Origin of the sequence: Azotobacter chroococcum (genome assembly GCF_002220155.1) — a bacterium.
In the GTDB taxonomy this organism is placed as follows: domain Bacteria; phylum Pseudomonadota; class Gammaproteobacteria; order Pseudomonadales; family Pseudomonadaceae; genus Azotobacter; species Azotobacter chroococcum.
The window spans coordinates 1,842,252-1,866,078 of sequence record NZ_CP011835.1; the positions used below are offsets into that span (position 1 = coordinate 1,842,252).

24 protein-coding genes and 1 pseudogene are annotated in these 23,827 nt (G+C 68.5%); 16 read left to right on the top strand and 9 right to left on the bottom strand.

Annotated elements, in window-relative coordinates:
- Positions 1-166: 166 nt before the first annotated feature.
- From ACG10_RS08595 to ACG10_RS08605, 3 genes are all read right to left on the bottom strand, one after another.
- Positions 167-2,569: a TonB-dependent siderophore receptor gene (locus ACG10_RS08595; RefSeq protein WP_089167912.1), complete on the bottom strand. Its 2,403-nt coding sequence runs from the start codon at positions 2,567-2,569 to the stop codon at positions 167-169.
- A gap of 80 nt (positions 2,570-2,649) precedes the next feature.
- Entirely contained in the window at positions 2,650-3,603 is a 954-nt protein-coding gene (locus ACG10_RS08600; protein WP_089167913.1) for a FecR domain-containing protein, read from the bottom strand.
- Positions 3,600-4,124, bottom strand: coding sequence for a sigma-70 family RNA polymerase sigma factor (locus ACG10_RS08605; protein ID WP_089167914.1), 525 nt, complete (start codon positions 4,122-4,124; stop codon positions 3,600-3,602). Before ACG10_RS08605 ends, ACG10_RS08600 begins: the two co-directional genes overlap by 4 nt.
- A gap of 375 nt (positions 4,125-4,499) precedes the next feature.
- On the opposite strand from ACG10_RS08605, the gene ACG10_RS08610 reads away from it, so the two are divergent.
- The 14 genes and pseudogenes from ACG10_RS08610 to ACG10_RS08670 all read left to right on the top strand — a co-directional run bounded on the left by ACG10_RS08610 (position 4,500) and on the right by ACG10_RS08670 (position 15,577).
- Complete coding sequence (locus ACG10_RS08610; RefSeq protein ID WP_039804638.1) at positions 4,500-4,838, top strand: HMA2 domain-containing protein; 339 nt, start codon at positions 4,500-4,502, stop codon at positions 4,836-4,838.
- Complete coding sequence (locus ACG10_RS08615; protein ID WP_039804636.1) at positions 4,825-5,508, top strand: ferritin-like domain-containing protein; 684 nt, start codon at positions 4,825-4,827, stop codon at positions 5,506-5,508. The genes ACG10_RS08610 and ACG10_RS08615 overlap by 14 nt, the downstream gene beginning before the upstream one ends.
- 1 nt (position 5,509) lies before the next feature.
- Positions 5,510-5,824 carry a hypothetical protein gene (locus ACG10_RS08620; RefSeq protein WP_232487215.1) on the top strand — a complete coding sequence of 105 codons (315 nt, stop codon included), beginning with the start codon at positions 5,510-5,512 and terminating at the stop codon, positions 5,822-5,824.
- Positions 5,821-6,177 carry a hypothetical protein gene (locus ACG10_RS08625; RefSeq protein WP_039804635.1) on the top strand — a complete coding sequence of 119 codons (357 nt, stop codon included), beginning with the start codon at positions 5,821-5,823 and terminating at the stop codon, positions 6,175-6,177. The genes ACG10_RS08620 and ACG10_RS08625 overlap by 4 nt, the downstream gene beginning before the upstream one ends.
- Positions 6,161-6,745 carry a YtxH domain-containing protein gene (locus ACG10_RS24335; RefSeq protein WP_232487288.1) on the top strand — a complete coding sequence of 195 codons (585 nt, stop codon included), beginning with the start codon at positions 6,161-6,163 and terminating at the stop codon, positions 6,743-6,745. The genes ACG10_RS08625 and ACG10_RS24335 overlap by 17 nt, the downstream gene beginning before the upstream one ends.
- The gene (locus ACG10_RS08635) at positions 6,745-8,913 is read left to right on the top strand and encodes a heavy metal translocating P-type ATPase (RefSeq protein WP_089167915.1); all 2,169 of its coding nucleotides are present in this window, start codon (positions 6,745-6,747) and stop codon (positions 8,911-8,913) included. The genes ACG10_RS24335 and ACG10_RS08635 overlap by 1 nt, the downstream gene beginning before the upstream one ends.
- A gap of 27 nt (positions 8,914-8,940) precedes the next feature.
- Complete coding sequence (locus ACG10_RS08640) at positions 8,941-9,168, top strand: FeoA family protein (RefSeq protein WP_089167916.1); 228 nt, start codon at positions 8,941-8,943, stop codon at positions 9,166-9,168.
- Positions 9,165-11,507, top strand: coding sequence for a Fe(2+) transporter permease subunit FeoB (feoB, locus tag ACG10_RS08645; protein WP_089167917.1), 2,343 nt, complete (start codon positions 9,165-9,167; stop codon positions 11,505-11,507). Before ACG10_RS08640 ends, feoB begins: the two co-directional genes overlap by 4 nt.
- Before the next feature lie 10 nt (positions 11,508-11,517).
- Complete coding sequence (locus ACG10_RS08650) at positions 11,518-11,742, top strand: FeoC-like transcriptional regulator (RefSeq protein WP_089167918.1); 225 nt, start codon at positions 11,518-11,520, stop codon at positions 11,740-11,742.
- Between the two features lie 28 nt (positions 11,743-11,770).
- Positions 11,771-12,328 (top strand): hypothetical protein, encoded by a 558-nt coding sequence (locus tag ACG10_RS08655; RefSeq protein WP_089167919.1) that lies wholly within the window; start codon positions 11,771-11,773, stop codon positions 12,326-12,328.
- A gap of 12 nt (positions 12,329-12,340) precedes the next feature.
- Positions 12,341-12,580 (top strand): annotated as a pseudogene (locus ACG10_RS24340) (glutaredoxin family protein); the annotation flags it as partial.
- A gap of 139 nt (positions 12,581-12,719) precedes the next feature.
- Positions 12,720-13,460, top strand: a complete 741-nt coding sequence (locus ACG10_RS08660) for a hypothetical protein (protein WP_232487216.1) — start codon at positions 12,720-12,722, stop codon at positions 13,458-13,460.
- 145 nt (positions 13,461-13,605) lie between these two features.
- Positions 13,606-15,045, top strand: coding sequence for a catalase (locus ACG10_RS08665; protein ID WP_089167920.1), 1,440 nt, complete (start codon positions 13,606-13,608; stop codon positions 15,043-15,045).
- A 37-nt stretch (positions 15,046-15,082) separates the two neighbouring features.
- Entirely contained in the window at positions 15,083-15,577 is a 495-nt protein-coding gene (locus ACG10_RS08670; protein ID WP_039804617.1) for a Dps family protein, read from the top strand.
- A 39-nt stretch (positions 15,578-15,616) separates the two neighbouring features.
- On the opposite strand, the gene ACG10_RS08675 is transcribed toward ACG10_RS08670, so the two are convergent.
- From ACG10_RS08675 to ACG10_RS08690, 4 genes are all read right to left on the bottom strand, one after another.
- On the bottom strand, positions 15,617-16,045 hold the full coding sequence (locus ACG10_RS08675) for a heavy-metal-associated domain-containing protein (protein WP_039804615.1): 429 nt from the start codon (positions 16,043-16,045) through the stop codon (positions 15,617-15,619).
- A 218-nt stretch (positions 16,046-16,263) separates the two neighbouring features.
- Positions 16,264-17,220, bottom strand: coding sequence for a sensor domain-containing diguanylate cyclase (locus tag ACG10_RS08680; protein WP_089167921.1), 957 nt, complete (start codon positions 17,218-17,220; stop codon positions 16,264-16,266).
- A gap of 138 nt (positions 17,221-17,358) precedes the next feature.
- Positions 17,359-18,705, bottom strand: a complete 1,347-nt coding sequence (locus ACG10_RS08685; protein ID WP_198319037.1) for an aspartate aminotransferase family protein — start codon at positions 18,703-18,705, stop codon at positions 17,359-17,361.
- Positions 18,706-19,063: 358 nt separating this feature from the next.
- Positions 19,064-19,726 (bottom strand): ion channel, encoded by a 663-nt coding sequence (locus ACG10_RS08690; RefSeq protein WP_089167922.1) that lies wholly within the window; start codon positions 19,724-19,726, stop codon positions 19,064-19,066.
- A gap of 113 nt (positions 19,727-19,839) precedes the next feature.
- On the opposite strand from ACG10_RS08690, the gene ACG10_RS08695 reads away from it, so the two are divergent.
- Positions 19,840-20,214, top strand: coding sequence for a DUF2946 family protein (locus ACG10_RS08695; RefSeq protein WP_232487217.1), 375 nt, complete (start codon positions 19,840-19,842; stop codon positions 20,212-20,214).
- 153 nt (positions 20,215-20,367) lie between these two features.
- Entirely contained in the window at positions 20,368-22,404 is a 2,037-nt protein-coding gene (locus ACG10_RS08700; RefSeq protein ID WP_089167923.1) for a TonB-dependent receptor family protein, read from the top strand.
- Positions 22,405-22,628: 224 nt separating this feature from the next.
- Here the strand turns inward: ACG10_RS08700 and ACG10_RS08705 are convergent, their stop codons facing one another.
- Together ACG10_RS08705 and ACG10_RS23645 are read right to left on the bottom strand one after the other, a co-directional pair.
- Positions 22,629-23,123: a hypothetical protein gene (locus ACG10_RS08705; RefSeq protein ID WP_198319038.1), complete on the bottom strand. Its 495-nt coding sequence runs from the start codon at positions 23,121-23,123 to the stop codon at positions 22,629-22,631.
- A complete protein-coding gene (locus tag ACG10_RS23645; RefSeq protein WP_157731424.1) occupies positions 23,098-23,352 on the bottom strand; it encodes a hypothetical protein in 255 nt (84 codons plus the stop codon). The genes ACG10_RS08705 and ACG10_RS23645 overlap by 26 nt, the downstream gene beginning before the upstream one ends.
- Positions 23,353-23,827 lie beyond the last annotated feature (475 nt).

The following is a 23,827-nucleotide window of genomic DNA, read 5'->3' on the forward strand; positions in this document are numbered from 1 at the left end:
TAACCCGACAGCCTGCCCGGCATTGCCTGTCGCGTCGGGTTATGCCCTACGGGCTAGCCCGACCTACAGTTGCAGCAAAGGCCGGCAGGCCATGGGAACTCTCCAGACATGGCGCTGCCGGCCCTCCGAGCAACCCTTTCCTTGCTCCGAAGGCGCGTGCGGGGTCCTACCAGCGATAGCTGAGCGTGCCGATGGCCGTGCGTTCGTCGCCGTAGCGGCAGGCGTTGGCGCAGTACAGGTAGCGCTTGTTGGTCAGGTTCTGCACCTTGGCGGTCATCTGCCAATGGGCGTCGAGGTCGTAGCTGAGCAGCGCATCGACCAGGGTATAGGCCGGAATGTTGCGGTCGCTGACGCTCGCCGAGGTGCGCGTGGTGCCGTTGTAGCGGGCGCCGGCGCCGATCTTCAGGTTCGGCAGGCCGAGCCTGGCCAGACGATAGTCCAGCCACAGGGACGCGCTGTGATAGGGGATGCCCTCGATGCGCGAGCCTTCGAGCACGGGATCGTTGTCGGCGATGATGTGGGCATCGGTATAGGCGTAGGAGGCGCTCAGGTTCAACTGCGGCGTCAGGCCGGCCTTGAGTTCCAGTTCGAGGCCCTTGCTGCGCTCCTTGCCGGTCTGCTCGTCGAAGTCGGAGCCGGGAATCGAGCTGACCACGTTCTCCTGGGTCAGCCGGTAGACGGCGGCGCTGAGCATCAGGTCGCGGCCGGGCGGCTGGTAGCGCAGCCCGATCTCGTATTGTTCGCCCTCGGTGGGTTCGAAGCTGCGGCCTTCGCTGTCGACGCCGTCGGTGGGCAGGAACGACTGGCTGTAGCTGATGTAGGGCGCCAGGCCGTTGTCGGCGAGGTAGACCATGCCGATGCGGCCTGACAGCTCCTGGTCGCTCTTGGTGCTGCGGCTCCGGTCGCGGTAGTTGTGGGTGTGGCTGCGGGCCCAGTCCTGGCGCAGGCCGAGCACGAAGACCCAGCGTTCGGCGAACTTGGCCTGTTCCTGCAGGTAGAAGCCGGCCTGCCGGCTGTGCAGGTCGGAGCCGCGGTCGATGCTGGTATTGACCGTGGGCAGGTTGCCGTACGTTGGGTTGGCCAGATCCAGCGAGGGCGCATTGCCGCTCCAGCGATGGCTGTCGTAGGTCTTGTAGTAGTAGTCGAGGCCGGCGAGCAGGGTGTGCTCCCAGCGGCCGCTGTCGAACGACCATTGCAGGCTGCTGTCGCTGGCCCAGCCGGTGGCGATGTCCTCGCGCGAGTTGTAGCTGCGGGTCAGCGTGGAGCGATCCGCGCCGGTGACCCGGCTGCCGTTCAGGCTGATGTAGTCGTAGTCGCTTTCGGAGTGGAAGTAGCGCAGGGCGTGGCGCAGTTCGAGGCCGTCGTCGAGCCGGTGCTCGAAGAGGTAGCCGAGGGTGCCCATGTCGCCCGAGTAGTCGTCGAAGCTCGGCTCGCCGGCGAACAGGTCGTAGGGAATCTTGCGGCCCGGCGTCGCGCTGTATTTGGTGACGTTGTAGTTCATCGCCGGGGTCAGGGTCGTGCGGGTTTCCTGATAGGTGGCGAGCAGGGTCAGGCGGGTATCGTCGTCGATGTGCCAGGTGAGGGCCGGGGCGAAGAAGCGCCTGTCGTCGTCGATCGAGGTGTACTGCGTTTCGCTGTCGCGCCACAGGGCGGTCAGCCGGTAGGTGAAGCGTCCCGACTCGTCGAGCGGACCGCCGTGGTCGGTGGAGATCTGGCGGCGCTGGTAGTTGCCGTATTCGACGTTGATTTCGTGCAGCGGATCGTCGCTGGGGCGTTTGCTCACGGTATTCACCAGGCCGCCGGGCGAGAGCTGGCCGTAGAGCACCGAGGAGGCGCCCTTGAGCACCTCGACCCGCTCCAGTCCGTAAGGCTCCTGGCCGCCCTCGAACTGGGAACTCTGCAGCTTCAGGCCATCGCGCAGCACGCCGCCGGTGCGCGGGCCGATGTCGAAGCCGCGCAGGCGATAGTCGTCCGCCACGCGGCTGTAGCCGTTCGGCTGGGTGACCACGCCGGAGGTGTACTGCAGCGTGTCGGCGAGGCTGTCGTGCCGGCGGGTCTGCATCTCCTCGCGGGTGATCACCGAGATGGCCTGGGGCGTTTCGCGCAGGGCCGTGTCCGTCTTGGTCGCCGTGGTGCTGCGGCTGGCCACCAGACCGTAGGCCGGACCCCGGGCGTCCTCCTGCCAGGAATCGCTCACCAGAAGGGACGATAGTTCCAGGGCGCTGCCGCTGCCGGGCAGCGCCTCGATGTTCAGGGCGCCGCTTTCGGTGACGCGCAACCGCAGGTTCCGCCCCTGCAGCAGCCGCTCGATGGCCTGCTCGACGGTGAAGTCCCCGTGCAGGGCCTCGGCCTGCTCCCCGCGCACCAGCGCCGGATCGAAGAGAATGCCGCGCGCGCTCTGCCGGGCGATGGCGGTCAGGCTGTTTTCCAGGGGGCCGGCCGGCACGTCGAAGGCCAGGGTCTGCTGCTGCGTGGCGGCTGGGTTCTCGGCCAGAACCGGCGGGGCGAGGCAGGCCAGCAGCAACGACAGGGATACCGGCGACAGGGGAAAGGACAAACGGCGAGACATGACGGCTCCGCTGAACAGGCAAGGAATACCGTTCATGTGCAACGATGCCCTGGAATTTTCAGGGGGCGTGCGAAAAAAAATCAGCTGTGCTCGATGGTCGTCCACCAGCCCAGGTAGCGATGGATGCGCAGGGGCAGGATTTCCTCGAGCGAAGCCAGCACGCGCTCGCTGTCGTCCAGCGGAAACAGACCCGAAATGCGCAGGGCGGCGGCGGCCGGGGAAAGGCGCAGGTGACCCGGGTGATAGGGGCGCAGGGCGGCGATCAGCACGTCCAGAGGACGGTCGTGGAGTTCCAGCCAGCCGTCCTGCCAGGCGAACTCGTTCCTGCGCTGCCCCTCCAGGCGCTGGCAGATGTCCCGGTCGAAACGGGCGCCTTCGTCGGTCGCCAATACCAGGCTGCTGCCGGCGCGGGTTTCCACACGGACCTGCGCTGCCTGCACCCAGACCGTGGTGTCCCGTTCGCCGAGCGCGACGCTGAAGCGCGTGCCCAGCGCCTGCACGCGACCGACGGGGGTTTCGACCACGAACGGCCGGCGGGCATCGGCCGTCACCTCGGCGAGCAGGGCGCCGCGCCGCAACTGCAGGCGCCGCCGGCCTCCGTCGAAATCGACGTCGACACGGCTTTCCGCGTTGAGCAGCACGCTGCTGCCGTCGTCCAGCACGAAGCGCCGGCGCTCGCCCGTGGCGGTGCTCAGGTCGGCGACCAGGCCGTCCAGCGGCATGCCGGGGCGCGTCAGCCCTAGGCCGCCGAGCCCGAGGCCGGCCAGCACGAGGGCGCCGCGCAGGGCCTGGCGCCGGCTGGTACCGGCGCTCAGCAGGGTTTTTCGGGCAAGCTCGGCGGGCTGTTCGGCGACGCCGGCGAAGGCGCTTTCCAGACGCCGCTGCAGGCGCTCCCAGGCGCTGCGGTGCCGTTCGCTTTCGGCGAGCCAGCGTTCGAAGCGCTGCCGCTCGGCAGTGCTCATCCGGCCGGAGCGTTGCTGGGCCAGCCATTCGATGGCGGCGATTTCCTCGGGCGACAGGCGGGCGGGACTCATGCCGGCTCCAGTGCCAGGTAGCAGGTGGTCAGCCCCTTGACCACGTACTGGTGCACGCGGGTGACGGACACCCCCAGGCGTGTGGCGATCTCGGCGTAGGTCAGGCCTTCCAGCTGACTGTAGAGAAAGGCTGCGCGGGCCTTCGGCGAAAGTCCGTCGAGCAGCTGGTCGATGGCCGTCAGGGCCTCCAGGACCAGGAAGGTTTCCTCGGCAGACGGCTGGACGGCCTCCGGCTGCTGCGCCAGGGCCTCCAGATAGGCGCGCTCCAGGTCGCGGCGGCGCCAGCTGGCGTAGACCAGGCGCTTGGCGATGGTGGTCAGCAGGGCGCGCGGCTCGCGGATGGCGCCGGGGTCCTCCAGGGCGACGACCTGGGTGAAGGTTTCCGAGGCGATGTCGGCGGCGTCGTGGGCGCAGCCGAGCCGGGCGCGCAAGCGCCCGAGCAGCCAGCCGTGATGCTCGCCGAACAGGCGATGGAGGACCTGAAGGCGCAGCGCGGAGGGCAGTGGCAGGGAGGCGGTCATCGGATCGGGTCGATAGTCTGCTAATGATAAACAATATCATTAACAAAAGGGCCGGGCCGGGCAAGCGCCGGATGCGGACGGATGCGCCATGGCCGGATGGACGGTCGACTGCGCAGGGAAAGGACGCCGAGTGCGGACTTGTCCGGCTGCTGCCGGCACGGATGCGATGGGGCGGGAAACGCCGGGAATGAAATGCGATCTGCTCGCATTTTGACAGTTTCGCACAATGCTGCCATAGCTTTTGATCGGCGCCAGGACAGGTCGGCCGGCCGCTCCATGGATTGACTCGGCATGCACGCCCGGCACTCGGGCGGCGAACGGTGGGGGAGTGCATCCCCGCCAGCCCATTCGAATTTCCTTGGAGGAGGTGTCCAGATGCCCGCCTTCGACGAACTGCGCGGCTACCTCGTGCACATCCGCATCGCCCACCACATCCACGGGCGCATCCGCCTCAAGCTGGTCGCCGGCTACGAGTCGCTCGCCGGACGCAGCCGGCAGGCCCGGCAATTCCAGTCTATTCTCGATCGCACGCCGGGCGTCCATTCGGTGCGGGTCAATGTGCTGGCCCGTTCGTGCTCCGTGGAATACGACCCGCAAGTGATTCCGGCCGAGGCCTGGAGCGACTTCCTGGCCGGGGTCGAGTCGCCTGCCGCTGCCACCCTCGAGCAGATTCTGCGTGAGATCTATCGGGAGATCATGCATGAGAAACTATGACGAGCCGATTCTGCGCAGTCAGAGGATCGATCCCGCCGCTCCCTTTCCCATCCTGCACCAGGCGGTGCGCATCGCGCTCTACGACGAATACGCCGCCCACGCCTTCTATGCCGGCGTCGTCGAGGCCTTCGGCCCGCGTCCGCCCTTCGCCAATATCCTGCGTTCGGAGGAACGGCACATCGCCGCGCTCTCGAACCTGTGCCAGCGCTTCGGCATTCCCCGTCCGCTGAATCCCTTTCCGCAGGAAACGTCGGTCGCGCCCAGCTGGCTGGTCAACTGCGAGCGGGCCGTCGCCGGCGAGATCGCCAATATCCGCCTGTACGACTACCTGCTCGGCCAGGTCGGCGAGCCGGAGGCGCGCCGGGTGTTCCTGAACCTGCAGGCGGCCTCGCGGGAGCGGCATCTGCCGGCCTTCCGCCAGGCGGTGGCGGATGCCATGGCCCAGGAGCGCTACCACGCGGCCCGGGGCATACCGCCGGAGGCGGCCTACGTGCGCCACGGGCCGTTCTCCGACTTCATGGAGCGGGCGCTCGCCCATGCCGGCCCGCTCGGCATTTTCAGCCCCCTCTTGCGTCACAGCCATCCCGCCATGCTGGCCGGCCTGGTGGCAGGCGGAGCAGGGATTTACCTGTTGAAGAACCGGCCAGGTCGAAATCGAAAGGAGGACTGAAATGTTCCATATCATTCCCTTTGCCGTCGGCATAGTGACGGGAGCCGTGATCCTCAAGCTGCTAAGGAGCGACAAGACCCAGGAGGGCCTGGAAAAGGCCCAGGGCGGTCTGCGCAGCGCCACCGTCTCCAGTCTGGAGGCGATCGAGAGCGCTTCGGCCAAGGCCCGCGCCCGCCTTGCCGAAAAACCGGCCGCGCCCGGGGCCCCCGCCAGCGAAGGCCCGCACCTCAGCGAGGCGGAGGCAGCCATGGCGCGGGCCGCCGCCGAGCCGGTGACGCCCGGCAAGCCCGCAGGCACGGAGGGACGGGCGTCATGAGATATCCGCTCCGCGGCTATGGCTATGGCCAGGCGGTTTTTCCGCCTTATCCGCCGCTCCCCCTGAGCAGCGAGTTCACCCGTGCTTTCGTCGCCACCGCCTGCCTCTCGGCATTCCAGGGCGAGCCCCGTGCGACCTCGCCGGCCCAGCTCCGGCGGGTGCTGCGCCAGGCCCTGCAGGGCGGCACGGCCTTCGCCGCCGGATCCCGTGCTGCGACGGCCGTCCATCAGGGCGACTACTCCAGCGCGCTGGTGGCCACCGTGGTCGGCGCCGGTGGCGTGCTGCTGATCGAGCAGCTGCTGCGCGATACGACTCGGCCCGACAAGGAGAAACGGCATGGCCAAGAAGAATAAGCAGCAGAAGAAGATGCAGCGCGGCTGCCCGGGGCCTGGCGGTATGGGCTACGGCTACCCGCCGCCGGACGCCGCCGCGCCGCCCTATGGCGGCGGGCCGGAATACGGCATGGGGCCGGACTACGGTGCCGGAATTCCCCCGCAGGGCGGCTATGGCGGCTACGGAGGCTATGGCGGCGGGCCGCATCCGCATGCGCACCAGCACGGCTACGGCTACGGTTACGACCCGGCGAGCGCCGCCTTCCATCATTCGCTGAAGCACCAGGGCTATGGCTATGGGTATGGCGGGGGCGCGCCGGGCGGCTTTCCCGGTGCCGGCCTGTTCGACGACGGCCTGCTGCAGGGCATGCCGGCCTTCCTGCGTTCGGGCAATGCCGAGCAGTTCCTGCTCGGTGCGGTGCTCGGCGCCAGCGCGGCCTGGGTGCTGGCCGACGAGGAACTGCGCGGCAAGCTGATCAAGGCCGGCATGAAGCTCTATGCCGGCATCGCCGGCGGCTTCGAGGAGATGAAGGAGCAGATGGCCGACATCAAGGCCGAGGTCGCCACCGAGCGTCACGGAGATACCTGATGGACGGCACCTGGTTCGTCCGGCTGCAGCCGCTGCACCGGACACCCGGTCGGGTGCGCTTCCGCTACCGCTGCCGGGTGGGCACGCCGCTCGATGCGCACAGCATCGAGCACGAGGTCAGGACCCTCAAGGGCGTGCTGCAGGCGCGCGCCAATCCGGCGGCGCGCTCGCTGGTGGTGGAGTTCGAGCCGGCGGTCACCGACGCCGACAGCCTCGCCGCCGCCATCCTCGCCCTCTCGCCGTCGGGCCTGCCGTTGCCGGCCGCCGACCACCGGCACAGCGAGGCCGCGCGCCTGGGCGCGGTAGCCCTGAGCGGTGCCACCCTGCTGGCCACCCGCAGCCTGCAGCCGACCCTGCAGGCGCCGGTCGCCTTCGGCGCCGCGGTGCCGCTGCTCGGCGAGGCGGTCGACGACTTTCTCGCGAAGGGCATCACCTCCCATGTGCTGGAAGCCCTCGCTGTGGGTATCTCCATCGGGCGCAACGATTTTCTCGCCGCCAACACCACCTCTTTCCTGCTGGCCCTCGGCGAGTACCTCGAGGAGTCCATCGAGCGCCGTTCCGACGAATTGCTCAAGCACCTGCTGCACCCGCCGGGCGGCGAGGTGTGGGTCGAGCGCAACGGCGTCGAGACGCTGATCGACGCCGCCGAGCTGCAGGTCGGCGACAGCGTGATCGCCGCCACCGGCACGGTGATCCCGGTGGACGGCACCGTGCTCGGCGGCGAGGCGCTGGTCAACGAGGCGACCATGACCGGCGAGGGCGTGCCGGTGGTGCGCCGGCGCGGCGACCGGGTGCTCTCGGCGACCCTGGTCGAGGAGGGCCGCCTGCGCATCTACGCCGAACGAGTCGGCCGCCAGGCCGCCGCCGCGCGGATCGCCGAATTCGTCGAGCAGTCGCTGTCGGTGAAGAGCGAGACCCAGCTAGAAGCGGCGCGCCTGGCCGACCGTCTGGTGCCCATGGTGCTCGGCCTGGCCGGCGCCACCTGGCTGTTGACCTCCGACGGGCAGCGGGTCGCGGCGGTGCTGCAGGCCGACTATTCCTGCGCCTTGAAGCTGGCCACCCCGGTGGCTTTCAAGGCAGCGATGTACCGCGCCGGCCAGTCGGCGATCCTGATCAAGAGCGCCAAGGCGCTGGAACGCCTGGCCCGGGCCGACACCTTTGTCTTCGACAAGACCGGCACTCTGACCACCGGGGTGCTCAAGGTGACCGACTCGATCGCCTTCAGCGCCGCCTATACCTCGGAAGACCTGACCAACCTGGCCGCCTCGGTCGAGGAGCACTACGTCCACCCGATCGCCGAGGCGGTGGTGGCGGCGGCCCACCGCCTCGACCATCCGCACCACTTCGACCACCAGGCCGTGCAGTTCGTCGTCGCCCATGGCGTGGCGAGCGTGATCGACGGTCAGCGCATCGTGGTCGGTTCGCGGCACTTCATAGAGGACGACGAGGGCATCTCCACCGCGGCCCATGCCGAGGTGATCGAGCGCCTGCACGGCGAAGGCAAGATCCTCCTCTACATCGGCTTCGGCAGAGAGCTGATCGGCGTCCTGGCGCTGACCGAGAGCGTGCGCGACAACGCCGCCGAAACTGTGGCGCGGCTGCGCGAACTCGGCATCCGGCGCATCCTGATGCTCACCGGCGACCAGCCGGAGCGCGCCGGCGCGCTGGCCGCGGAGCTGGGTCTCGACGAGTTCCGCGCCGGCCTGCTGCCGGAGCAGAAGGCCGAGGTGCTGCGGCAGCTCGCCGCCGAAGGCGCACGCATCGCCTTCGTCGGCGACGGGGTGAACGACGCGCCGGCGCTGACCGGCGCCCACGTCGGCATCGCCATGCACCACGGCGCCGACATCGCCCGCCTGGCCTCCGACATCACCCTGCTGGAAGACGACTTTTCCCGGGTCGCCGACGCCCTGGCCCTGGCCCTGGCCACCCGGCGACTGATCGACGGCAACTTCAAGCTCACCGCCGGCCTCAACACCAGCATCCTCGGCGCGGCGGCCTTCGGCCTGCTGACCCCGGTGGCCGCCTCGATGCTGCACAACGGCAGCACCATCGCCATCCTCCTGCGCGCGCTGGCCGGCGCCGGCCTGCCGCGCCAGTCAGGGGAGCGGGCGAAACGCCGCGGCGCAAAGCGTTCCGATGCCGGGCCCGCGACCGCCACAGGCCACTGACCGACATCCGAACAGGGAGGTTTTTCCATGCTGCTCAGGGATCTGCACGTCGGCGAGCGCGCCAGGGTCCTCGGCTTCGCCGAGGGCGGCGGCGCCTACCGCCGCAAGCTCCTGTCGATGGGCTTCACCCCGGGTGCGGAAATCAGCATCACTCGGGTGGCGCCGATGGGCGATCCGGTGGAGATCCGTGTGCGCGGCTTCGCCCTGTCGCTGCGCCGCGACGAGGCCGACGCACTCTCGGTGGAGCTGCTATGAAGGACCTTTACCGGATCGCCCTGGTAGGCAATCCCAACTGCGGCAAGACCACCCTGTTCAACGCCCTGACCGGCTCGCACCAGCGGGTCGGCAACTGGCCGGGAGTGACCGTCGAGCGCAAGAGCGGCGAGTACGGCTTTCGCGGGCTGCGCTTCGAGGTCGTGGACCTGCCGGGCACCTACTCGCTGGATGTGACCGACCAGGAGGTCTCCCTCGACGAGAAGCTCGCCCGTGACTATGTCCACGGCAGCGAGGCCGATCTGGTGATCAACATCGTCGATGCCGCCAACCTCGAACGCAATCTCTACCTGACCAGCCAGCTCGTCGAGATGCGCGTGCCGCTGCTGGTGGTGCTCAACATGGTCGACGTGGCCGAGTCCCGGGGCATGACGCTGGACGCCAGGGCGCTGGCCGAGCGCCTGGGCTGCCCGGTGGTGCCGGTGGTCGCCTCCGAGGGCGAGGGCATCGAAACGCTCAAGGCGGCCATCGCCGAGGCCGTCGCCGAACGCCGTGGCGCGACCGCCACGGTCGCCTACGCGGCGGCGCTGGAGGAGGCGATCGCTGCCCTGGCACCGCAGCTGGCGGCGACCGCCGCGCATGCCGGCACCTCGACGCGCTGGCTGGCGGTGCGCCTGCTGGAGGGCGACGATCTTGCCCGGCAGACCGCCGGCAGTGCGCTGAGCGGGCAGGCGCAGGCGCTCGCCGCGACGCTGGGCGAGGACCTCGACATCCAGGTGGCCGATGCCCGCTACGGGCTGGCCAACCGCCTGGCCGGCGAGGTGGTCGGCATCGGCGGCCGGGTCGGGCGCGACCTCACCGAGCGCATCGACCGCGTGGTGCTCAACCGCGCCCTCGGCATCCCGATCTTCCTGGCGATGATGTATCTGATGTTCATGCTCACCATCAACCTCGGCGGCGCCTTCATCGATTTCTTCGAGCAGTTCGTCGGGGTGCTGCTGGTCGACGGTCTGGGTGCGCTGCTGGCCAGTCTCGGCGCACCGGGCTGGCTGGAGCTGCTGCTGGCGCAGGGCGTCGGCGGCGGCCTGCGGGTGGTGGCCTCCTTCATTCCGATAATCGGCTTTCTGTTCCTGTCCCTGTCGCTGCTGGAGGATTCCGGCTACATGGCCCGGGCCGCCTTCGTGATGGACCGCTTCATGCGCTGGATCGGCCTGCCGGGCAAGTCCTTCGTGCCGCTCCTGGTCGGCTTCGGCTGCACGGTGCCGGCGATCATGGCGACCCGCACCCTGGAACACCGCCGCGACCGCCTGATGACCATCGCCATGGCGCACTTCATGTCCTGCGGTGCCCGCCTGCCGGTCTATGTGCTGCTGGCCGCGGCCTTCTTTCCCGAGGGTGCGCAGAACGTGGTGTTCGGCCTGTACCTGATCGGCATCGCGGTGGCGGTGCTGACCGGATTGGTGCTGAAGAACACCCTGCTGCAGGGCGAGGCCACGCCCTTCATCATGGAGTTGCCGCCCTACCATGTACCGACCGTGCGGGGTGTGCTGATCCATGCCTGGGAGCGCCTGAAACGCTTCATCTTTCGCGCCGGGCGGGTGATCGTGCCCATGGTGCTGGTGGTGAACGTGCTCAATGCGCTGGGCACCGACGGCAGCTACGGCAACCAGAACAGCGACCGCTCGGTGCTGGCCGCCGTGGGCCGCAGCGTCGCACCGGCCTTCGCGCCGTTGGGGCTGGACGAGGACAACTGGCCGGCGGTGGTCGGCATCTTCACCGGCGTGCTGGCCAAGGAGGCGATAGTGGGCACCCTGAACGCCGCCTATGCATCCCTGGCGGCAGGCTCGCAGGATGCTGGCGGGAGGGCACCCCTCGCCTTGGGGGCAGGCATCGTCGCCGCCTTCGCGACCATCCCCGCCAACCTCGCCGAGCTGTTCGACGGCTGGCTCAAGCTGCTGCCGGGCAGCACTTCCTGGCGCCGGGATGTCGCCGGCATCGAGGCGCAGAGCCGGAGCCTGCCGGACGCGGATCAGGCCCGGACCAGCGGCATCTTCGGCGCCATGGCGAGCCGCTTCGACGGGCGTGCCGGCGCCTTCGCCTACCTGCTGTTCATCCTGCTCTACATGCCCTGCACCTCGGCAACCGCGACGGTCTATCAGGAGTCCGGCCCCCGCTGGACCCTGTTCGTGGCGCTCTGGAGCACCGGGCTGGCCTATGGCGTGGCGACCCTGTTCTATCAGGCGGCGACCCTGACACGGCACCCGCTGTCCTCGCTGGTCTGGATCGGTGCGTTGCTGGCCGGCTTCGGCCTGGTGCTGTACACCATGCGCCGTTTCGCCGGGCGCGAAGCCGCTGCGGCGGCCGTTGCCCAGCGGGCCTGAGGGGGAAGCCATGATCCTCGCGGAGATCGGCCAGTACCTTCGCCAGCATGGCCGGGCCAGCCTGCGCGATCTGGCGACGGCCACCGGCAGCACGTCGGAGGCGGTCGAGGCCATGCTCGCCACCCTGGCGCGCAAGGGCCGCGTGCGTCGCCTGCCAGCCGGCACCACCTGCGGCACCGCCTGCTGCCAGTGCGATCCGGCCACGCTCGCGCTTTACGAGTGGATCGGCGACTGACACCGCCTGAGCGCCGCGGAGGCAACCGATGGATATCCCCCCCACGCTGCTGGTGATCGGCATCCACCGTGAGGAACTGGCCTTCGGCCAGGCCGTGGCCGGCGGCATGGACCCGGCGCAGGTGGCGGTGCTGGAGATCCCGGAGGGGTTGTCCGGCCAGCCGCCGCCCGCCGCGCGGCGCTTCCAGTACGAGGCCCTGCACCGGGCGCTGTACCTGCAGCTGCTGCCTCATGTGTTGAATCATCACCGGCTGCTCGTCGATCTGCACAGCGGCTCCGATCCGCAGCTCGGCGCCGACCTGATCTGCGCCGACCCGGCGCTGTGCGCCTGCCTGCGCACGGCCGTGGCCGGCGCCGAGCAGCTGGCCGGCGTGGAAGTCCGCGTGGTGCCCCTCGGCGACGAGGGCGCCGACCTCCACGCGCGGACCATCATCCCGCCGCAGGTATGGCACAACCCGGCCTTTCTCTATCTGGGCTTGGAAATCTACCTGCCGGAGCCGGCGGATGCCTGGCCGGGCGCCCGCGAGCTGGCCCGCGAACTGATCGCCATCGCCGCCGGCTGCGCCGGGCGGCTCGACGGGCCTTGAGCGAGGCCCGGCATGTCGCTGCTGTGCAGGCTGGTGCTGCTGTTCCTGCTCGCAGGCCTGCCTCTGGCGCTCGCCGAACCGCCAGCGGAGCAGGCCGGGGAGCAGACGGTCGAGGTGTTCGTGCGCGACGGCTGCCCGCATTGCAGCGCGGCCAAGGCCTTTCTCGCCGAGCTGGCCGCCGGGCGCCCCGAGCTGCGCATCGTCCTGCGCCCGGTAGACCGGGATGCCGCGGCGCGCGAGGATCTGCTGCGGATTTCCCGCCAGGCCGGCGTCTGGCCGCCCGGCGTGCCGACCTTCGTGATCGGCGAACGGGTGCTGGTCGGCTTCGACAGCGCCGGGCGCAGCGGTGCCGAGCTGGTCGCGCTGCTCGACCGCCAGGCGGCGCCCAGCGATGCGCTCGAGACCGGGCTGTTCGGCAGCCTCAGCGTGGAGCAGCCTGGGGCTGCCGCTGTTCACCCTGGCTCTCGGCCTGCTCGATGGCTTCAACCCCTGCGCGATGTGGCTGCTGCTGTTTCTTCTCTCGCTCCTGGTGCGCCTGCACGACCGCCGGCGCATGGCGCTGGTCGCCGGCACCTTCGTGCTGACCGGCGGCGCGGTCTACTACGCTTTCCTGGCCGCCTGGCTCAACCTGTTCCTGCTGCTCGGCGTCTCCACGACGCTGACCCGGCTGCTCGGCGGCCTGGCCCTGCTGATCGGCGCGCTCAACCTCCGGGACGGCCTGCGTCCGGGCGGCGATTTCGCGCTGTCGATACCGGCCGCAGCCAAGCCCGGACTCTATGCACGCCTGCGCGCCATCCTGCAGGCCGGGCGGCTGCTGCCCGCGCTCGCCGGCGTCGCCGTGCTGGCGGTGCTGGTGAACGTCGTCGAGCTGCTCTGCACCGCCGGCTTCCCGGCGCTCTACACGGCGATCCTCGCCCGCCAGGGATTGTCTCCCGCGCTCCACTACGCCTACCTGGGCCTGTATGTCCTGGGCTACCTGGCGGACGACCTGCTGATGGTGGCCGGCGCGCTGCTCGCCCTCGGCGGGCGCCGGCTGTCGGAGCGGGCGGGGCGCTGGCTCAAGCTGCTGAGCGGGGCGGTCATGCTGGCCCTGGGCGGGATCATGCTGCTGCGGCCCGGATGGCTGGGGTAGGGGGGCCTTCCCGCCGCTCCCGGCGACGCTTTCATGTTTCAGGACTACTCTTTTTCCGAAGGGGGAGGCCTTCCACCGGGTCCGGGAATCGAGGCGGCCCCAGACACCTCGTTTTTCTTGGATGGGAAAAGGAAGGAAAACCGGCATGACCGAGAAAAAGCTCACCACGGCGGCGGGCTGCCCCGTCGTCGACAACCAGAACGCCATGACCGCCGGCCCGCGCGGTCCGCAACTGCTGCAGGACGTCTGGTTCCTGGAGAAGCTGGCCCACTTCGACCGCGAGGTGATTCCCGAGCGGCGCATGCACGCCAAGGGGTCGGGCGCCTATGGCACCTTCACCGTCACCCAGGACATCAGCCGCTACACCCGGGCGAAGCTGTTTTCCGCAGTGGGCAAGCAGACCGAGCTGTTCGTGCGCTTCTCCACCGTGGCCGGCGAGCGCGGCGCGGCCGACGCCGAGCGCGACATCCGCGGCTTCGCGGTCAAGCTCTACACCGAGGAGGGCAACTGGGACCTGGTCGGCAACAACACCCCGGTGTTCTTCCTGCGCGATCCGCTCAAGTTTCCCGACCTCAACCACGCGGTGAAGCGCGACCCGCGCACCAACCTGCGCAGCGCGAAGAACAACTGGGATTTCTGGACCCTGCTGCCCGAGGCGCTGCACCAGATCACCATCGTCATGAGCGACCGCGGCATCCCGGCGAGCTACCGGCACATGCACGGTTTCGGCAGTCATACCTACAGCTTCATCAACGCCCAAAACGAGCGCTACTGGGTGAAGTTCCACCTCAAGTGCATGCAGGGCATCCGCAACCTGAGCGACGCCGAGGCGGAGGCGGCCATCGGCAAATGCCGGGAAACCCACCAGCGCGACCTCTACGAGGCCATCGAGGGCGGCGATTTCCCGAAATGGCAGTTCTGCGTGCAGGTCATGCCGGAGCAGGACGCCGCCAGGGTGCCGTACCATCCCTTCGACCTGACCAAGATCTGGCCGCACAAGGACTACCCGCTGCAGGAGGTCGGCATCCTCGAGCTGAACCGCAACCCGGACAACTACTTCGCCGAAGTGGAGCAGGCCGCCTTCAATCCGGCCAACGTCGTGCCGGGGATCGGTTTTTCGCCGGACAAGATGCTGCAGGGCCGGCTGTTCTCCTATGGCGACGCCCAGCGCTACCGGCTCGGCGTCAATCATGCCCATATCCCGGTCAACGCCCCGCGCTGCCCGGTGCACAGCTATCACCGCGACGGCGCCATGCGCGTCGAGGGCAATTTCGGCAGCACCCTCGGCTACGAGCCGAACGGCTATGGCGAATGGCGGGAACAGCCCGACTTCCGCGAGCCGCCGCTGGCGCTGGCGGGTTCGGCGGATCACTGGAACTTCCGCGAGGATGACGACGACTACTACTCGCAGCCCGGCGCGCTGTTCCGCCTGATGACGCCCCAGCAGCAACAGGTGCTGTTCGAGAACACCGCCCGCGCCCTGGGCGAGGCGCCGGAGGAGGTCAAGCGGCGCCATGTCGCCAACTGCGGCAAGGCCGACCCGGCCTACGGCGCTGGGGTGGCCAGGGCGCTGGGGTTCGACTGAGTGTCGGAAACATCGTTTCTTCGAGAGGAGGATTCCCATGGAAAACCGCAAAGGCAGGACTCCTGCCATCGATATAGGCATCGATGCCGCAGATCGCGAAAAGATCGCCGATGGCCTGTCGGCACTGCTCGCCGACAGCTACACGCTCTATCTGATGACCCACAACTTCCACTGGAACGTGACCGGCCCGCAGTTCAACACGCTGCACCAGATGTTCATGACCCAATACACCGAGCAATGGGCCGCCCTCGACCTGATCGCCGAGCGCATCCGCGCGCTGGGCTTTCCGGCGCCGGGCACCTACAGGGAATTCGCCAAGCTGGCCTCCATCGAGGAGGTGAAGGGGGTGCCAAAGGCCGGCGAGATGGTCCGTTACCTGGTTTCCGCCCAGGAGGCGACCGCCCGCACCGCCCGCAAGCTGTTCCCGGTGGTCGACAAGGCCGGCGACCAGCCGACGGCCGATCTGCTCACCCAGCGCCTGGAGGTGCACGAGAAGACCGCCTGGATGCTGCGCAGTCTTCTGGAGGAGTAGGGAGTCCGGCCACGGGGAAGGGCGTGGCCGGGAGAGTGCTCAGCGCACCAGCGAGCGCCGGTGCACGCCCAGGTGCACGCCCAGGCAGGCGACGAACAGGCCGCCGGTGATGGCGTGCGCGCCTTTCTTGCCGGCCGCGGCCAGCGCCAGCGAGGCGGCCAGGCTGCCCAGCATGCCGAGCTTGGCGCCGCGGTTGATCTGCATCTTCAGCGAGCGCCGGCGCGGCGCGTGGGGCCGGGCCAGTTCGGCGTCGATGATCGCGTCGACCTTCGCCTCCAGTACCTCGACCGCGATCCGCGCGGCATCGAAGTGCAGGACGAGGCTGCCGGCGCCGGCATTGGGCTGCAGGCTGGCAATGCCTTCGAGGGCGGACAGCGCTTCCTCGATCCGGGCCAGGCGCGCCCGGTCCCGCAGCGCTCTGTCACGGATACGGATGCGCCCGGGCAGCGCGGAAACGATACGACTCATGGGTGATTCATCCTGTACGACCGATGAGCGACGGCCCCGGCAGTCATGGCTCGGCATGGCTGTCGGCAAGACGCAGGGCGGGGAGTCGTCATCGACGGGGTGTGCGAAATTGGCAATTGATAATTATACGCATTTGGCTTCGAGAGCAAGCAAAACCGGATGCCCGGTCGGCGTGGCATGTTCCGCCTGCCATCCTTCCGGGACGACCGCCCGATGGCCTACGACCCGGCGTGCTCCACCCGGTTGCGCCCGTTGCGCTTGGCCTGGTACAGCGCTGCGTCCGCCTGGCTGAGCATGTGCTCGAGGTCCAGCGAGCCATCCGCGCAGACGGCGACGCCAAAGCTGGAGGTGCAGCGGATGCGGCTCGAACCGTGGGCGAGGCTGGTGGCGGCGATGGTGCCGCGCAGGCGTTCGGCGGCGACCAGCGCCTCGGGCAGGCTGGTCTGCGGCAGGATCAGCGCGAACTCCTCGCCGCCGAGGCGTCCGGCGATGTCCGCCTCGCGCACGTGCTCGCGCACGCTGTTGGCCACCGCGACCAGGACCTTGTCGCCGACGAAGTGGCCATGGACATCGTTGATCTGCTTGAAATGATCCAGGTCGAACATGATGACGGCGATGGGGCTGGCGGCGCGCGCGGCCTGCCGGAAGGCCTGCAGGCCCAGCTGGAAGAACGCCCGGCGATTGTTCAGGCCGGTGAGTTCGTCGATGTGGGCGAGGGCTTCGGCCTGCCGCTTGGCCTCGGCGAGTTCCTCCTCCATGCGCTTGCGCTCGGTGATGTCGGTGGCGATCTCGATGCGCACCAGGCGGCCGTCCGCCCAGTGCCGGGCCTGGTCATGGCATTCGTACCAGCGTCCGGTGCGGGTGTTGCGGAACTCCCAGACGTAGACCCCGGCCGGCTCGCCGTTGGCGTCGAGCAGGTGGGGGTTGCTGCAGAAGTCGCAGGGGCCGGTCTGTCCGGCCTGCAGCAGCTGCCAGCATTTCATCCCCGCGGGATCGCCATAGTGCTGGCGCCCGTAGCTGTTGAGAAACAGCAGCTCGTAGCTGTGCATGTCCGCCACGTAGACGATGGCGTCGAGGCTGTCGAGGATGATTTCGAAGCCTGTGGCGCGGCTGCAGTCGCTGGCCTTCCGTGGCCGGCGACTGCTCTTCTTTCGGTTGCTCCTGGGCGAATGCATGTCCGGTCTACTGCTGGGCCGGCACTCCGGCCGGCGGGAATAAACCCGTCTGCGCCGCAGGCTGCAGACGGAGCCATGGCGCAGGATAGATCAATCCGCCACTATCCGGGGGCCTGTGCGCCGGGCTGCCTGCCTTCTTTAGTCGATCCCGCCGAGCACCTCGCCCACGGCGTCGAACAGGCGGTCCAGCTCGGCGGCCGAGCTGGTGAAGGGCGGGCCGAACTGCAGGGTGTCGCCGCCGCAACGCACGTAGAAGCCCCGGCGCCAGAGCCGCATGGCCGCCTCGAAGGGGCGCACCAGGGCGTCGCCGTCGCGCGGGGCGAGCTGCAGGGCGCCGGCCAGGCCGCAGTTGCGGATGTCGAGGACATGCCGTGCGCCGCGCAGGCCGTGCAGGGCGTTCTCGAAGTGCGGGGCCAGCTCCGCGGCCCGCTGCACCAGGCTCTCGCGCTCCAGCAACTCCAGCGCGGCGAGGGCGGCGGCGCAGGCGACCGGGTGGGCGGAGTAGGTGTAGCCGTGGGCGAACTCCACCGCGTGCTCGGGCAGGTCCTGCTGCATGAAGGTGGCGTAGATCTCGCTGCTCGCCACCACCGCGCCCATGGGAATGGCGCCGTTGGTGAGCTGCTTGGCGAGGTTGAGGATGTCCGGCACCACGCCGAAGCGCTCGGCGCCGAACAGCGCGCCGCTGCGGCCGAAACCGGTGATCACCTCGTCGAAGATCAGCAGGATCTGGTGGCGGTCGCAGATCTCCCGCAGCCGCGCGAGGTAGCCCTCGGGCGGGACCAGGACGCCGGCCGAGCCGGCCATCGGCTCGACGATCACCGCGGCGATGTTCGAGGCGTCGTGCAGCTCGATCAGCCCGAGCAGCGCGTCGGCCAGGGCCGGGCCGCCGTGCGCGGGCAGGCCGCGGCTGAAGGCGTTTTCGGCGAGCTGGGTGTGCGGCAGGTGGTCGGCGTCCAGCAGCGGGCCGAAGGCCTTGCGGTTGCCGCCGATGCCGCCCAGGGCGGTGCCGCCGACGTTGACCCCGTGGTAGCCGCGGGCGCGGCCGATCAGTTTGCTCTTGCCGGGCTTGCCCTTCAGACGCCAGTAGGCGCGGGCCATCTTCAGCGCGGTGTCGGCGCATTCCGAGCCGGAGTCGGTGAAGAACACGTGGTCGAGGCCGGCCGGGGTCAGGCTGGCGAGCTTCTCGGCCAGGCGGAAGGACAGCGGGTGGCCGAACTGGAAGCCGGGCGAATAGTCGAGGGTGCCGAGCTGGCGCGCCACCGCCTCGGCGATCTCCCGGCGGCCGTGCCCGGCGCCGCAGCACCAGAGGCCGGAGAGGCTGTCGTAGACCTGCCGGCCTTCGGCATCGGTCAGGTAGTTGCCTTGCGCCGCGACCACCAGCCGCGGGTCGCGCTGGAAGTTGCGGTTGGCGGTGAAGGGCATCCAGTGAGCGCGCAGGTCGAGTCCGGCGACGGGGGAGGCGGGGATTTGCTGCGGTCGATTCATGGGGCCTCGCAGGCTGGGAAGGGGGCTGATCCCAGTCTAGGGTCTGTTGACGTTTTGGCGTAGGCCGCGACGGAGGCCCGTCTGGCGCAGAACAAGGAACGAGGAGAGAGGTTTGGTCATTCCAAATGAACGACGAGCGACGCCGTGCTGCGCCAGACGGGCCCCGTCCCTTCGGGTTGCGCGGCAAATGCCGCCATGCGGCGTTGCGGGACTTGGCAAGGGAATGACCATTGCCGGCGCCCCGCGCCTTGCCTGGCGGCATTTGACGCGGCAACGCGGCTCACGCCAAAACGTCAACAGACCCTAGCTGCCTGTGCCGTCGATGGGCGACCCGGCCCGGAGGGGCGAAGATGCCTGCCTAACGCCTGGCACCGAGGATCGTCAGGCCGATCAGGCGCGAGACCACCAGGGTGAAATACATGACCCCGGCGAACTCCTCGAGCATCACCAGGGCGCGGGAAAAGGGCTTGAGCGGCAGAATGTCGCCGACGCCGACCCCGGAGAGGGTGGTGAAGCTCAAGAACAGCAGGTCCATCCAGCTGCGCGTCGCGCCGGGATTCACCTGGCCGACGAAGCTGTCCGGGGCGACGAGCTGGCAGGTCATGAACAGGTAGGCGAAGGCCCAGGCCAGCAGGGTGAAGGTCGCGCCGGCGGCGAAGAGCTCGTCGGTGGTCGCCCGCTGGTCCTCCAGCATGTAGAAGATCAGGCTGCCTGCCGCATAGAAATAGAAGGCGCTCTCCAGCAGGGCCAGGCTCAGCTTGATCTCCCAGGCGGAGGCCAGGGTGTTGGCCAGCATCAGGACGAGGATGGCGGCGGCCAGCACCAGGGCGATCCAGGTCACCGCGGCGCTGCGGCGCACCATGCGCAGCGCCGCGCCCAGCACGACGATCCCGAAGGCCCCGAGCAGCGCCGGTCCGATCTGGGTGTCCTCCATCAGCGGATAGAGCAGCACGCCCAGCAACTGGATGAACAGCAGTCCGGCGGAAGGCAGGCGGATGAAGTACTGGAGGAGTGGCGGCATCGGCGGCAGAGGCGTCGGTACAGGACTGAGGGCAGTGTAAATAGGCGCGGCGGGGCTGTCATGGGGCGCAGCCATCGGATAGATTTTCGTCCTCCGAATCTCCGGCCTGCTCCATGCCCATGGACCTCCCGCATGACCACCGCCCGCTGATCGCCTGGATGCTGTTTTTCAGCATCCTGCTGGGCGCGTTGCATTGCAGCTTCGGCCATGGGCAGATGGTCGGCTTCATGCTGGCCGGGTCAGAGGGCTCCTGTGCGGGCGCGGAGCATTCCGGGTCGATGTCGCATGGCGATGACGAGGGTTCGGCGGAGATGCCGGCCTTCTTCAATTGCCCACTCTGCAGCTTCCTCGCCCTCGTCGATCTGGCCCTGCTGTTCGTCCTCGGCGCCTGGCTGCGCCCGCTGCATGTCTGGCGTCGCAGCCTGGCCCGGCGCGGCAAGGCACCCCCACGCCAGCACTGGCCTCCGGCCAATCCCCGCGCGCCCTGATTCCCGCCTGGCTTCGCCGTCGCTCCCATCCTCCGGGCCTGCCCGGGGCGAGCGTGCGCCGGCGAAGCCGGCCCTTCCTGCGACTTCGGCGTGGTCCCGGCCACGGCCGGGCCATGCCCGACACGGAACGAAGAAGAACTTCAGGAGAACGGGATGCGCCCTTCATCCATTCTGAGCCTGCTGGCGCTGAGCGCCGGCCTGGCAACCCCTGTCCTGGCCGAACAGATCGAGCTGGACAGCATGATCATCGACGGACGCCGTGCGTCGGACCCGACCGCGCCGAGCCTGACCGAGAAACGTGCCGAGTTCGCGCGAATTCCCGGCGGCGCCACGCTGGTCGACGGCGAAACCTGGAAGACCGGCCGCAGCAGCACCCTGCAGGACGCCCTGGGCATGGCCACCGGGGTGTTCGTCCAGCCGCGCTTCGGCGCCGAGGAGTCGCGCCTGTCGATCCGCGGCTCCGGCCTGCAGCGCACCTTCCACGGCCGCGGCCTGCTGCTGATGCAGGACGGCGCGCCGGTCAACCTGGCCGACGGCAGTTTCGACTTCCAGGTCATCGAGCCGCTGGCCACCGACCACATCGAGGTGCTGCGCGGCGCCAACGCCTGGCACTACGGCACGGCCACCCTCGGCGGGGCGGTCAACTTCGTCGCGCCGACCGGCAAGAGCGCGCCGCCGCTGGACCTGCGCTACGAAGGCGGCAGCTTCGACTATCAGCGGCTGTTCATGGCGGTCGCCCAGGACTTCGGCGACTGGGACGCCTACCTGAGCATGACCGACTCCTCCCAGGACGGCTTTCGCGACCACGCCCGGCAGGACAACCAGCGCTACTTCGCCAACCTCGGCGGGCGGCTCACGGAGCGGCTGTCCACCCGCTTCTACCTGACCCACGTGGAAACCGACTCCGAACTGCCGGGCAACCTGACCAGGGCGCAGATGCATGACGACGACGAGCAGGCCGCGCCGAACAATCTGCGCAACGACCAGCGCCGCGACTTCACCCTCGACCGCCTCGGCAACCGCACCGTCTGGCAGCTGGACGGCGGCCACAGTCTGGAGCTGGCGAGCTTCTACAGCGAGAAGGATCTCTGGCACCCGATCCATCAGGTGTACGACGTGGACAGCGAGGACTACGGCCTGCGCCTCACCCACAAGTGGCAGCGCCAGGGCTGGCGCTGGACCGGCGGCATCGAGGCCAGCCACGGGCGCAACCGCGACGTGCGCCACCAGAACGTCGGCGGCCACGCCGGGCGCAAGCTCAACGAGCTGCGCCAGACCGCGCGCAACCTGAATGCCTTCGCCGAGCTGGAAATCCCGCTGGCCGAGCGCTGGGCGCTGATCGGCGGACTGGCCTGGCTGCACCAGGAGCGCGAGGTCGACGACCGTTTCAAGTGCAGCACCGCGGTCGCCAGCCGGTGCGTGTTCCAGGACGAATCCTTCGAGTCGACCTACGTCGGCCGCGTCGCGCGCCTCGGCGTGCGCCACGATCTGGCCGAGGGCGTGCAGCTGTTCGCCAACTTCAGCCAGAGCTACGAGCCGCCGACCTTCAGCGAGCTGACCGGCGGCCAGATCGTCAGCAAGAACGACGCCCAGCGGGCGAGGACCTGGGAGGCCGGCCTGCGCTACAACCGCGGCGGCCTTGACCTCGACCTGGCGCTCTACCGCAGCGAGATCCGCGACGAGCTGCTGGCGCTCAACGACGCCAACGGCGACCCGCTGGGCACGATCAACGCCGACCGCACCCTGCACCAGGGCGTCAAGCTGGGCGGCGCCTGGTCGGTCGGCGCCTTCGTGCTGCGCGGGCAATACCTGTTCAACGACTTCCGCTTCGACGACGACGATGTCTACGGCGACAACCGCCTGGCCGGAGTGCCGCGCCAGTTCGTCAAGAGCGAACTGCTCTGGCAGCGGGCGGGCTGGTATGCCGGGCCGACCTTCGAGTGGGTGCCGAGCCACTATGCGGTCGACCACGCGGAGACCCTGTACACCGACCGCTACGCCCTCTGGGGGCTGAAGGCCGGCTACCGGGCGGCGCAGGGGCCGAGCTTCTTCATCGAGGGCCGCAACCTGTCCGACCGCCGCTACGCCGCCACCACCGGGGTGATCGCCGATGCTCGCGGGCAGGACAGCGCCCAGTTCCTGCCCGGCGACGGGCGCAGTCTGTATGCCGGGGTGGAATGGCGGTTGTGACGGTGGAGGCTCCGGGGTCCCATACCCCGGTTGCGCCGCGTGCATGGCCGGTTGGGGCGGATGGCCCCGACCGGCTGCAGCTTCGTCGTTAGCGGCGTCTGGCGGGCCACGACGCTACCTGCGCCGGACAGCCGCTGTTTTTCGATGGCTCGTCGAACCATCGCCAGGCCGGCGCCCTTCATGTTCCGACCGGACGGGCGCGACGGACAATCGACTGCTGCCGATCAATTGCAATACTCCGGATCGATATAGTTACCAAGCTCGTGCGTGGCGAAGATATCGCAATAATCGCCTTTCCCGGAGCTGGACCAGTTGCTGTGCTTGTCCAGGATCTCCATGACGCGATTGGCGAACTCGTACCTGTCCTGATAGGTGGAGCTGGATTGCAACTCGGCAGCCCAGTACACCAGTGTGTTGAAGTCCGTATCGGTGCTGGGATACCAGGTGTTGGTGATGACGTCGCCATCGACTTTCTTTCCATGGTAGAACTTCCACAGGGCCTGCCCGACCACGCGTCCTGCACTATAGGGATCGCCAGTGCTGGCGGCATTGACACAGGAAAAGTCCGTCAGCTTCGACAGGTCGCTGTCGTTCGTATGAACCCGGCCGATGCTGGAGCTTGAGAAATACGACTTCAAATATCCGATCGAAGTCATGACGGAAGTAATGGCGGAGCAGCATGAAGTGCCTGCTTCAATAATCCAGTAACCGTGTTGCACTCAGCTGCTGCAACCGCCCTTTCAAGGTTTTGACGGCATATTCTGGAATAGTCTCTTTCGGCGTCGTGGAAAAGCTGTCGATGTGGCCATTGAAAAATGAGAACGAAGCGTTCGGGTCCTGCGTGCGATATTCCTCCACCAGAGCTGAAAGTTTTTCGGATGGTTGAGTAGCCTGACTCCTCAGTTCGTTGTCGTTCGACTTTCCGGCATCTCCCGTACCCCCGGGCATTTCGTCGCCAGCCTGCGCACTACTTGCAGCCCAGCCTGCGCCCTAACCAGGATAAGCAACGACATTCTGCCCAAAAGGGATATTTTTTATGGCCGATCCTTTCCATCTCACTCTCCGCGCGATAGGGGCACAACAGGTTGGCGAGCAGTGGGATGTGTCGATCTTTGACATCGCATCCACTCGATAACCGCTGAGGGGAATCTAAAACAGTATTTGTGCAAAGAAGTTTCTTCGGCAATCCCTCTGCCAAAAGCCGGGCCTGGACGTGATGGTTGAATGAATGCAAATGCAACCGGTGGATGCACGCGAATTGCGGGCGCCAGTAGATGCGCTCCATCTTCAGCGCGATATCGGCGTATTTCGAGGCGGAGCCGGTGAGGAGCGGCTGGCCGGGCTGGAAACCGGGGCAATAGTCGAGGGGCCGGATCGATGCGCCCCTGGTGTCGGCGATTTTCCGGCAGCGGCGCCGCCTCCG